Here is an 11275-nt window from a genome sequence, read left to right on the forward strand (position 1 = left end):
TCCGGCCGGCCGCGTGCCGGCCGGATGCTTTCGCCGCCGCACCGCCGGCACCCGGCCCGCCCCAAGCATTCCGCCAGCCCATGAATACCGATTACCGCAAGAACCTCCCCGGCAGCGCGCTGGACTATTTCGACGCGCGCGCCGCCGTCGATGCAATCCAGCCCGGCGCCTACGCCACTCTGCCGTACACCTCGCGCGTGCTGGCCGAGAACCTGGTGCGCCGCTGCGATCCGGCCACGCTTGGCGACTCGCTGAAGCAGCTGATCGAGCGCCGCCGCGACCTCGATTTCCCATGGTTCCCCGCGCGTGTGGTCTGCCACGACATCCTCGGCCAGACCGCACTGGTTGACCTGGCCGGCCTGCGCGATGCGATCGCCGACAAGGGCGGTGACCCGGCCAAGGTCAATCCGGTGGTGCCGGTGCAGCTGATCGTCGACCACTCGCTGGCGGTGGAGTGCGGTGGTTTCGACCCGCAGGCGTTCGAGAAAAACCGTGCGATCGAGGATCGCCGCAACGAAGATCGTTTCCACTTCATTGACTGGACCAAGCAGGCGTTCCAGAACTTGGACGTGATTCCGCCGGGCAACGGCATCATGCACCAGATCAACCTGGAGAAGATGTCGCCGGTGGTCTACGTGCAGGACGGCGTGGCGTTCCCCGACACCTGCGTGGGCACCGACAGCCACACCCCGCACGTGGATGCGCTGGGCGTGATCGCGATCGGTGTGGGCGGCCTGGAAGCCGAGAACGTGATGCTCGGTCGTGCCTCGTGGATGCGGCTGCCGGACATCATCGGCGTCGAGCTGTCCGGCAGGCCGCAGCCGGGCATCACCGCCACCGACGTGGTGCTGGCGCTGACCGAATTCCTGCGCAAGGAGCGCGTGGTCGGCGCGTACCTTGAATTCTTCGGCGAGGGGGCGGCGGCACTGACCATCGGTGACCGCGCCACCATCTCCAACATGTGCCCCGAATACGGCGCGACCGCCGCGATGTTCTACATCGACGGGCAGACCATCGATTACCTGCGCCTGACCGGCCGCGAGGAATCGCAGGTGGCGCTGGTGGAGAACTACGCCCGCACCACTGGCCTGTGGGCTGACGACCTGGCCACCGCGCAGTACGAGCGCGTGCTGCGCTTCGACCTGTCCAGCGTGGTGCGCAACATGGCCGGCCCGTCCAACCCGCACAAGCGCGTGGCGACCGCCGAGCTGGCCGAGCGCGGCATCGCCGACGAGGCCAAGCTGGCAGCGGGCAAGGCCGAGCAGGCGCAGGGCCTGATGCCGGATGGCGCGGTGATCATCGCCGCCATCACCAGCTGCACCAACACCTCCAACCCGCGCAACGTGATCGCTGCCGGCCTGCTGGCACGCAAGGCCAACGAGCGCGGCCTGCTGCGCAAGCCGTGGGTGAAGTCATCGTTGGCGCCCGGCTCGAAGGCGGTGCAGCTGTACCTGGAAGAGGCCGGCCTGCTGCCGGACCTGGAAAAGCTGGGCTTCGGCATCGTCGCCTTCGCCTGCACCACCTGCAACGGCATGAGCGGCGCGCTCGATCCGGCCATCCAGCAGGAGATCATCGACCGTGACCTGTACGCCACGGCTGTGCTGTCGGGCAACCGCAACTTCGATGGCCGCATCCACCCGTATGCGAAGCAGGCCTTCCTGGCGTCGCCGCCGCTGGTGATCGCCTATGCCATCGCCGGCACCGTGCGCTTTGACATCGAGAAGGACGTGCTGGGCGTGGACGCCGACGGCAACGAGGTGCGCCTGAAGGACATCTGGCCGAGCGACGCCGAGATCGATGCCGTGGTCAAGGCCTCGGTGAAGCCGGAGCAGTTCCGCCGCGTCTACAACCCGATGTTCAATGTGCGCGTGGAGCACGGCGCGACGGTCAACCCGCTGTACGACTGGCGCCCGCAGAGCACCTATATCCGTCGCCCGCCGTACTGGGAGGGCGCACTGGCCGGTGAGCGCACGCTGTCGGGCATGCGCCCGCTGGCGGTGCTGCCGGACAACATCACCACCGACCACCTGTCGCCGTCCAACGCGATCCTGGCCTCCAGTGCCGCCGGTGAGTACCTGGCGAAGATGGGCCTGCCCGAAGAGGACTTCAATTCCTACGCGACCCACCGCGGCGACCACCTGACCGCGCAGCGCGCCACTTTCGCCAACCCGAAGCTGTTCAACGAGATGGTGCGCAACGACGACGGCAGCGTGAAGCAGGGTTCGCTGGCGCGCGTGGAGCCGGAAGGCAAGGTGATGCGCATGTGGGAAGCCATCGAGACCTACATGGAGCGCAAGCAGCCGCTGATCATCATTGCCGGTGCCGACTACGGCCAGGGCAGCTCGCGTGACTGGGCCGCCAAGGGCGTGCGCCTGGCTGGCGTGGAGGCGATCGTGGCCGAGGGCTTCGAGCGGATTCACCGTACCAACCTGATCGGCATGGGCGTGCTGCCGCTGGAGTTCAAGCCGGGCACCACCCGCCTGACCCTGGGCATCGATGGCACCGAGACCTTCGACGTGGTCGGCGAGCGCACCCCGCGCGCCGAGCTGACGCTGGTCATCCACCGCCGCGACGGCCAGGACGTGATCGTGCCGGTCACCTGCCGCCTGGACAGCGACGAGGAAGTGGCGATCTACGAGGCCGGTGGCGTGTTGCAGCGCTTCGCGCAGGACTTCCTGGAAGGCGCCAAGGTGGCGTGATACCGGCCTGAATGCCTGCCCCCGGAGGCCGGGGGCGGGCTTGTCCGACACCTGGGCAGGGCGCACACTGACTTGGCAAAAACTGCCAATGGAGAGTCTCATGGCCACCATGAACATTTCGCTGACTGATCCGCTCAAGCAGTTCGTGGACGAAGAAGTGCGCGAAGGCGGCTACTCCAGCACGTCGGACTATGTGCGCGACCTGATCCGCCAGCGCCAGCGCAGCAAGGCCGAAGCACTGCTCAAGCAGTTGATTGCCGAGGGGCTGTCTTCTGGTCCTTCGGCGCCTCTGGCGCCGGATCACTTCGACAAGCTCCGTGAGCGTGCTCGGAACCGCAAGTGAAACCTTCGCACTGGTCTCCTGCAGCGGTTCTAGATCTCGACCAGGCAGCAGCCTGGTATGCAGATCAGGGCGGAGAAGTGCTGGAAGTCGGCTTCATCGATGCGGTGGAGTCCGTCGTCAAGCTGATCGAGGCTCACCCGGGTGCTGGTTCCACATTGCATGCGGATCTGTTGCCCTCGCTGCCAGCGCCGTTGCGTTTTCATCCGGTTCGTCGCTTCGACGGCTACCTGGTCTACTACGTGGAGCTACCTGCGCACGTTTCCATCGTGCGCATCTGGAATGCTTCGCGGGGTATGGAAGCACTGCTCGAAGACGAGGAGCTCAACCCCGATATTGGTTCGTCGCACCCAGGATACTGATCCATGACTTTCCTCCCGCAACTCCGTATTCCCGCCACCTACATGCGCGGTGGCACCAGCAAGGGCGTGTTCTTCCGCCTGCAGGACCTGCCCGACGCCGCGCAGGTGCCCGGCGCCGCACGCGATGCGCTGCTGATGCGCGTGATCGGCTCGCCCGATCCGTATGGCAAGCAGACCGACGGCATGGGCGGCGCCACCTCCAGCACCAGTAAATGCGTGATCATTTCCACCGCGTCGGTGCCGGACCACGATGTGGACTACCTGTACGGCCAGGTCTCGATCGACACCGCCTTCGTCGACTGGAGCGGCAACTGCGGCAACCTCAGCACTGCGGTGGGTCCGTTCGCGATCGCCAACGGCCTGATCGATCCGTCCCGCGTGCCACGCGACGGCCTGTGCACCGTGCGCATCTGGCAGGCCAACATCGGCAAGACCATCATCGCCCACGTGCCGATGCGCGATGGCGAAGTGCAGGAGACCGGTGATTTCGAGCTGGATGGCGTGACCTTCCCGGCCGCCGAGATCCAGCTGGAGTTCATCGATCCGTCCGATGACGGCGATGCGGGCGCGATGTTCCCGACCGGCAACCTGGTCGACACCCTGGACGTGCCGGGCGTGGGCAGTTTCGAGGTGACCATGATCACCGCCGGCATTCCGACCATCTTCCTCAATGCGGCCGACCTGGGCTACACCGGCACCGAACTGCAGCCTGCGATCAACGAGGACAAGGGGGCGCTGGAGCGCTTCGAGAAGATCCGCGCCTACGGCGCCTTGCGCATGGGGCTGATCAAGAACCTGGAAGATGCGGCGACCCGCCAGCACACGCCGAAGGTGGCCTTCGTGGCACCGGCGCAGGACTACGTGTCGTCCAGTGGCAAGGTCATTCCGGCCTCGGCGATCGACCTGCATGCGCGTGCGTTGTCGATGGGAAAGCTGCACCACGCGATGATGGGTACCGCTGCCGTGGCGATCGGCACCGCGGCAGCGATTCCGGGCACGCTGGTCAATCGCGCTGCTGGAGGCGGCGAACGCGAAGCGGTGACCTTCGGCCATCCCTCCGGCACGTTGCGCGTGGGTGCGCAGGCCGGTCTCGTTGACGGCCAATGGACGGTGACCAAGGCCATCATGAGCCGCAGCGCCCGCGTGCTGATGGAAGGCAAGGTGCGGGTACCGGTCGAGTGATGCGTTGGTGAACGCCAACCAAGGTTGGCGACTACCGGGCCGCAGAGACAGATTGCTTTGGTAGATGCCAACCTTGGTTGGCATGGTGCACGGGCGACCGTGCACCGCAACGAGGAGATCGATAATGTCCGACAGCCACACCCCATCCAACGAGCGTGCAGCGTGGGATGCGTTGCTGGTGGGCATCGTCGACTACGTGCGCGACGCGCGCATCGACTCACCCCTGGCGTTCCAGACCGCGCACCACTGCCTGCTCGACACGCTGGGCTGCGGCCTGGAAGCGCTGTCGTTCCCGGCCTGCAGCAAACTGCTTGGTCCACTGGTGCCGGGCATCAGCGTGGTCAACGGCGCGCGCGTTCCGGGTACGCATTACGTGCTGGACCCGGTGCAGGCCGCCTTCAACATCGGCGCGATGGTGCGCTGGCTGGATTTCAACGATACCTGGCTGGCGGCCGAATGGGGGCACCCTTCGGACAACCTGGGTGGCATCCTTGCCGTCTGCGATTGGCTGGGGCGCAACGCGCAGGCTCTGCGGCGCCCACCGCCGACCGTGCGCGACGTGCTGCTGGCAATGATCAAGGCGCACGAGATCCAGGGCGTGCTGGCGCTGGAGAATTCCTTCAACCGGGTCGGGCTGGACCACGTGGTGCTGGTCAAAGTGGCCACCACCGCTGTGGTTGCGCAGCTGCTCGGCCTGGATCGCGAGCGCATGCTCAATGCGTTGTCGCTGGCCTGGGTCGATGGTCAGTCCCTGCGCACCTACCGGCACGCACCCAACACCGGCTCGCGCAAGAGCTGGGCAGCTGGCGATGCGACCAGCCGTGGCGTGCGCCTGGCGCTGATGGCGGCCAGTGGCGAGATGGGCTACCCCAGCGTGCTCAGCGCGCCGACCTGGGGCTTTGAAGCGGTGTCGATGCATGGCAAGGCACTGACGCTGGGGCGACCGCTGGGCAGCTACGTGATGGAGAACGTGCTGTTCAAGATCAGCTACCCGGCCGAGTTCCATGGCCAGACCGCAGTGGAGGCGGCCATCATGCTGCACCAGCAGTTGCGTGCGATGGGGCGACGGGTCGAGGACATCGCGCATATCGCGATCCGGACCCAGGAAGCCTGCATCCGCATCATCGACAAGCAGGGCCCGCTGCATAACCCGGCCGACCGCGACCATTGTGTGCAGTACATGGTCGCCATCGCGCTGCTGCACGGGCGGCTGGTGGCCGAGGATTACGAGGACGACGTTGCCGCTGATCCACGCATCGATGCCCTGCGGGCGAAGATGGCCTGCCATGAGGATCCGCAACTCAGCGCCGACTACCTGGACCCGGACAAGCGCAGCATTGCCAACGGCCTGGGCGTGCGCTTCAACGACGGTACTGAGCTGCCCGAGGTACTGGTGGAATACCCGCTCGGCCATGCCCGACGCCGGGAGGAAGGCATTCCGCTGCTGATGGACAAGTTCCGCCGGCACCTGGCCCACCGCTTCCCGACAGTCCAGCAGCAGCGCATCCTGGCGGCATCACTGGATCCGGTGGCGCTGGCGGCAATGCCGGTGACCGACTATGTGGACCTGTACCAGCCGGGGTGAGGCCGCTCTGGTAGATGCCAACCTTGGTTGGCATGTGGGGGGGCGCCAGCCAAGGTTGGCGGCTAGCGGGTCCCGGGCGGAACCGGGTTTCCGACCGCCGGGGCGCCAACGCCTTGACGCGGCCTGCCTATAATGGCCACCTCGATCAAGGAGTGACGACATGAGCGGTCCGGCACGGCGGAAGCGGTGGGGATGGGCGGCGGCGGTACTGGCAGGAGGCCTGTTGCTGGGCCTGGCCGGCTGCCGCAACGACAGCGGGCAGTTGCCCAAGGCCAGTGGCGAGGCGATCGCCACCAAGGCCGAGCAGGTGAAGGAATTCACCCTGCTGCGTGCCTACCCGGACCAGAAGAATGACGGCCTGTCGCTGGCGCTGGAGTTCTCGCGCCCGCTGGTCGGCACCCAGGATTTCGACACGCTGGTGCGCTTCGAGGAGAAGGTCGGCACCGAGGACAGCAGCTGGACGCTGTCCGATGACGGCCTGACCCTGCGCTACCCGTTCGTCGAGGCCGGCAAGGAGTTCAGCCTGGTGGTCTCGCCGGACCTGCTGGCCGCCGATGGCAGCCGCCTGGGCAAGGAACTGAAGCAGAAGGTGTTCAGCGGCGAGCTGAAGCCGGTGGTTGGCTTCGCCTCGCAGGGCAGCGTGCTGCCTGCCAAGGACAGCCGTGGCCTGCCGGTGGTCTCGGTGAACGTGCCGGAAGTCGACGTCGAATTCCTGCGCGTGCGCGAGAAGGATCTTCCGACCTTCTTCAGCCAGTACCAGCGCGGCGGCCGCCGTGGCAGCTGGGAGCTGAGCAGCGACTACGAGCGCAGCCCGATCAACAAGCTGGCCGAGCCGGTCTACGTCAACCGCTTCATCCTTGGCGGCAAGCAGAACGAGCGGGTGCTGACCTACCTGCCCACCCAGGACATCAAGGAACTGCAGGAGCCGGGCCTGTACTTCGCCCTGCTCAAGCGTACCGGTGACTACGAAGGCGAGTTCGACACCGCGTTCTTCTCGGTCAGCGACATCGGCCTGCACACCCGGGCCTACAAGGACAAGCTGTTCGTGCATACCGCCGGTCTCAAGGACGGCGCGCCGCTGAAGGGCATCGACCTGCGCGTGCTCGACGCCAAGGGCGAGGTGGTGCTGAAGGGCAGCACCGACGGCAACGGCAATGCGCTGCTGAACTACACCCTGGATGCCACCCACGTGCTGGTCGCCAGCAGTGGCAAGGACACCAGCTTCCTGCCGTTCAACCAGCCGGCGCTGGACCTGAGCGAGTTCGCCGTGGCCGGCCGCGACAACGCGTGGTTCGATGTCTATGCCTGGTCGGGGCGCGACCTGTACCGCCCGGGCGAGACCGTGCGCCTGTCCGCGTTGCTGCGCGACAACGACGGCAAGCCGGTCAAGGCGCAACCGGTGTTCCTGCGGCTGAAGCAGCCCGACGGCAAGACCTTCCGCGAGACCCGCCTGCAGCCGGGCGACCAGGGCTACATCAATTTCGAGCAGGTGATCCCCGCCGAGGCGCCGACCGGCCGCTGGCAGGTCGAGTTCCGCACCGACCCGGCCAGCAAGGAAGCGATCCAGGGCATGACCCTGCGCATCGAGGAGTTCCTGCCCGAACGCATGAAGCTGGACCTGGACAGCGCGCAGAAGACGCTGAAGCCGGGTGAGGACCTGCGCCTGCAGGCCAATGGCGCCTACCTGTATGGCGCACCGGCCGATGGCAACCGCTTCACCGCACGCATGGCGGTGGCCGCCGAACAGAAGCCGGTGGACGGCCTGCCGGGCTATTTCTTCGGTGACCCGACCCTGCAGCTGCCGCGCGAGGCCAAGGACGTGATCGATACCACGCTGCCGGCCAATGGCCAGCTGCGTGAGGATGTGGCGTTGCCGGAAGAGGCGGCCAAGGCCAAGGCGCCGATCGCCGTGGTGCTGTCCGGCAGCCTGTATGAAACCGGCGGCCGCACAGTCACCCGCACCCTGAAGCGGGTGATGTGGCCGGCCAATGCGCTGGTCGGCGTGCGGCCGCTGTTCAATCCCGAAGACGGCGCCGATTCCAATGGCAATGCGCGCTTCGAGCTGATGCGCGTGGATGCTGCCGGTACGCCGCAGCCGGCCAAGGGCCTGAAGATCACCCTGGTGCGCGAGCTGCGCGACTACCACTGGACCTTCAACGACAACCGCTGGGATTACGATTTCACCCGCCGTTTCGAGAACAAGGAAACCCGAACCGTCGATGCCGGCAACAGCGCGGTCGCCTTTGATTTCCCGGTGGAGTGGGGCGAGTACCGGGTGGACGTGTTCGATCCGTCCACCGGCCTGACCAGCCGTTACCCGTTCCGTGCCGGCTGGAGCTGGGGCGATGACAACCGTGGCCTGGATGCACGCCCGGACAAGGTCAAGCTGGGCCTGGACAAGACCGGTTACAAGGCCGGTGACACCCTGGAGGTGACGGTGACCCCGCCGCACGCCGGCAAGGGCATCCTGATGGTCGAGACCGACCGCATGCTGTATGTGCAGGACATCGAGGTCAAGCCGGGTTCGACCTTCAAGATCCCGGTCACCGCCGACTGGGAGCGCCACGACGTCTACATCACTGCGCTGGTGTTCCGTGGCGGCAGTGCGCCGAGCAAGATCACTCCGGCCCGTGCCGTGGGCGTGGTGCATGTGCCAATGGACCGCAAGGGCCGCACAGTGGCCGTCGGCCTGGTCGCGCCCAAGCAGATGCGGCCGGAGCAGGATCTGCCGGTAACCGTCAGTGCGCCGCAGCTGGCCGGCAAGACCGCGCACGTCACCGTTTCGGCGGTGGACGTGGGCATCCTCAACATCACCCGTTTCCCGGTGCCCGATGCCGGTGCACACTTCTTTGCCCAGCGTCGCCTCGGTATCGATGCCTACGACATCTACAGCCGGGTGATCGAGAGCTTCGATGGTGGCAGCGGCAAGCTGAAGTTCGGCGGCGACATGGCGCTGCAGGCATTGCCGCAGGCCAAGCGCCCGACCGCGCGCGTGCAGACCGTGGACCTGTTCTCCGGCCCGGTACAGCTCGATGCCAAGGGCAATGCCCGTATCCGGCTGAAAGTGCCGGACTTCAACGGCACCCTGCGCGTGTCGGCGCTGGTCTACAGCGATGACCAGTACGGCAAGCGTGACGTGGAAACCATTGTGCGCGCCCCGATCCTGGCCGAAGCCAGCATGCCGCGCGTGCTGGCCCCGGGCGACCGCAGCACCGTGACCCTGGACGTGCAGAACTTCACCGGCAAGCCGGGGCAGTTCAACGTGAAGGTGGAGAGCGAAGGCCCGCTGAACCTGGGCGAGGGCAGCCGCAGCGTGCAGTTGAATGCCGATGCCAAGACCACGCTGAGCTTCCCGTTGTCGGCTCGCGAGGGCCACAGCGTGGCCAAGGTGCGGGTGCGGGTGGACGGCAACGGCTTCAAGGCTGATCGCCGCTACGACCTGCCGGTGCGTGCGGCGTGGCCGCAGGTGCTGCGTTCGCAGGTGCGCACGCTCGATCCGCTGGCCGCAGTCAGCCTCGACAACAGCCTGACCGAGGGCCTGATGTCCGAGTCGGTGAATGCCCGCCTGCTGGTCAGCCCGCTGCCGCCGATCCCGTTCGCCAGTGCACTGCAGGGCGCGCTGAACTATCCATATGGCTGCGCCGAGCAGACCACCAGCAAGGGTTACGCCGCGCTGATCCTGGACCAGGCCACCTCGTCGATGCTCGGCGCCGATGGCCTGGATGCCAAGACCCGTCGCGAGCGCATGGAAGGTGCGTTCGGTCGCCTGGCGTCGATGCAGGTGGCCAATGGCAACTTCTCGATGTGGGGTGACGATGGCTACGTGAACCCATGGCTGACCCCGTACATCACCGAGTTCCTGCTTGATGCCAAGGACGCCGGCTTCGCCGTGCCCGACAACGTGCTGCAGAAGGCGCTCAACCGGCTCAGCGAGGATCTGCTGTCCGGCGGCAATCAGTTCTATGGCCAGGAGGATCGCGAGAAGCTGAAGTTCGCCAACCAGGCGTATTCGGGCTACGTGCTGGCTCGGGTCAATCGTGCACCGCTGGGTACCCTGCGCACGCTGTACGACAACGAACGCAGCAAGGCGGTCGGTGGCCTGTCGCTGGTCCACCTGGGCGTGGCGCTGTCGCTGCAGGGTGATGCCAAGCGTGGCCAGGCCGCGATGGCGGCGGCCTTCGCCAAGTCCAGCAGCGAGCGCCCGTCGTACTTCGGCGACTACGGCAGCGCGATCCGCGATGACGCGCTGATGATCGCGCTGACCCACGAGAACAAGTTGGCCAAGCCGGCCTGGGACGCGCGCGCGGTCGACCTCGGTCGTGGCCTGGATGCGCGCCGCAATGCCGGCTGGATGTGGCTGAGCACGCAGGAGCAGGTGGCGATTGCCCGCCTCGGCAAGGCGCTCGCCGCCAACCAGAAGGCGCTGGTAGCCGGTGAGCTGGTGATCGGTGGCACCACCGAAGCGATCGGCGAGCGCAAGCTGTTCGGACGCAACTTCAGCGCCAGCGAGCTGGCCAGTGGCGTGCGCTTCACCCCGCAGGGGCAACCGCCGATGTTCGCCAGCATCGACGTGGCCGGTATCCCGCGCAGTGCACCGGCACCGGACAACAGCGTAGTGGGTATTGAACGCAGTTACTTCGGTACCGATGGCAAGCCGTGGTCGCCGCGCCCGCTGAAGGAAGGCGAAGCGCTGATCGTGCGCGTCACCGTCACCGCCGACACCACGATGCCCGATGCACTGCTGACCGACCTGCTGCCGGCGGGCCTGGAGATCGAGAACTTCAACCTGGGCGATGCCAAGCAGTGGGCCGACGTGGTGGTCGATGGCATCACCATCAGCGACCGGGGTGAGGCCGCCGATACCAAGCACGAGGAGTTCCGCGACGACCGCTACGTGGCTGCGCTGAAGCTCTCGCGTGGCAGCAAGGCCAACGTGTTCTACCTGGTCCGTGCGGTGACGCCGGGTACCTACTCGGTGCCGCCGCCGCTGGTGGAGGACATGTACCGGCCGCAGCTGCGCGGTGTCGGCCGCAGCAACCCGACCACGATCACGGTGGTACAGCCGTGACCGCGCGGACGGGCCGCGACGGCGCGGCCCGTCCTGCTG

General features: G+C 66.7%; 6 protein-coding genes. All 6 read left to right on the forward strand.

What is annotated here, in order from left to right; genetic code table 11:
• Positions 1-80: 80 nt before the first annotated feature.
• Positions 81-2699, forward strand: a complete 2619-nt coding sequence (gene acnD, locus ACM0PY_RS17015; protein ID WP_414609424.1) for a Fe/S-dependent 2-methylisocitrate dehydratase AcnD — start codon at positions 81-83, stop codon at positions 2697-2699.
• 100 nt (positions 2700-2799) lie between these two features.
• Positions 2800-3042, forward strand: a complete 243-nt coding sequence (locus tag ACM0PY_RS17020) for a type II toxin-antitoxin system ParD family antitoxin (RefSeq protein ID WP_065178214.1) — start codon at positions 2800-2802, stop codon at positions 3040-3042.
• Positions 3039-3401 carry a type II toxin-antitoxin system RelE/ParE family toxin gene (locus tag ACM0PY_RS17025; RefSeq protein WP_134956020.1) on the forward strand — a complete coding sequence of 121 codons (363 nt, stop codon included), beginning with the start codon at positions 3039-3041 and terminating at the stop codon, positions 3399-3401. The genes ACM0PY_RS17020 and ACM0PY_RS17025 overlap by 4 nt, the downstream gene beginning before the upstream one ends.
• 3 nt (positions 3402-3404) lie before the next feature.
• A complete protein-coding gene (gene prpF / locus ACM0PY_RS17030) occupies positions 3405-4583 on the forward strand; it encodes a 2-methylaconitate cis-trans isomerase PrpF (protein WP_005418353.1) in 1179 nt (392 codons plus the stop codon).
• 124 nt (positions 4584-4707) lie between these two features.
• Positions 4708-6168, forward strand: a complete 1461-nt coding sequence (locus ACM0PY_RS17035) for a bifunctional 2-methylcitrate dehydratase/aconitate hydratase (RefSeq protein WP_134970356.1) — start codon at positions 4708-4710, stop codon at positions 6166-6168.
• A 160-nt stretch (positions 6169-6328) separates the two neighbouring features.
• Positions 6329-11236 (forward strand): alpha-2-macroglobulin family protein, encoded by a 4908-nt coding sequence (locus ACM0PY_RS17040; protein WP_180884206.1) that lies wholly within the window; start codon positions 6329-6331, stop codon positions 11234-11236.
• Positions 11237-11275 lie beyond the last annotated feature (39 nt).

This window comes from Stenotrophomonas sp. BR163 (assembly GCF_047520985.2).
Lineage (GTDB): Bacteria > Pseudomonadota > Gammaproteobacteria > Xanthomonadales > Xanthomonadaceae > Stenotrophomonas > Stenotrophomonas sepilia.

What these genes read in the sequence shown, in the direction of transcription:
- ACM0PY_RS17035 (WP_134970356.1), top strand. Translation starts at nt 4,708, where the DNA reads ATGTCCGACAGCCACACCCCATCCAACGAGCGTGCAGCGTGGGATGCG.
- ACM0PY_RS17040 (WP_180884206.1), top strand. Translation starts at nt 6,329, where the DNA reads ATGAGCGGTCCGGCACGGCGGAAGCGGTGGGGATGGGCGGCGGCGGTA.
- prpF (WP_005418353.1), top strand. Translation starts at nt 3,405, where the DNA reads ATGACTTTCCTCCCGCAACTCCGTATTCCCGCCACCTACATGCGCGGT.
- ACM0PY_RS17020 (WP_065178214.1), top strand. Translation starts at nt 2,800, where the DNA reads ATGGCCACCATGAACATTTCGCTGACTGATCCGCTCAAGCAGTTCGTG.
- acnD (WP_414609424.1), top strand. Translation starts at nt 81, where the DNA reads ATGAATACCGATTACCGCAAGAACCTCCCCGGCAGCGCGCTGGACTAT.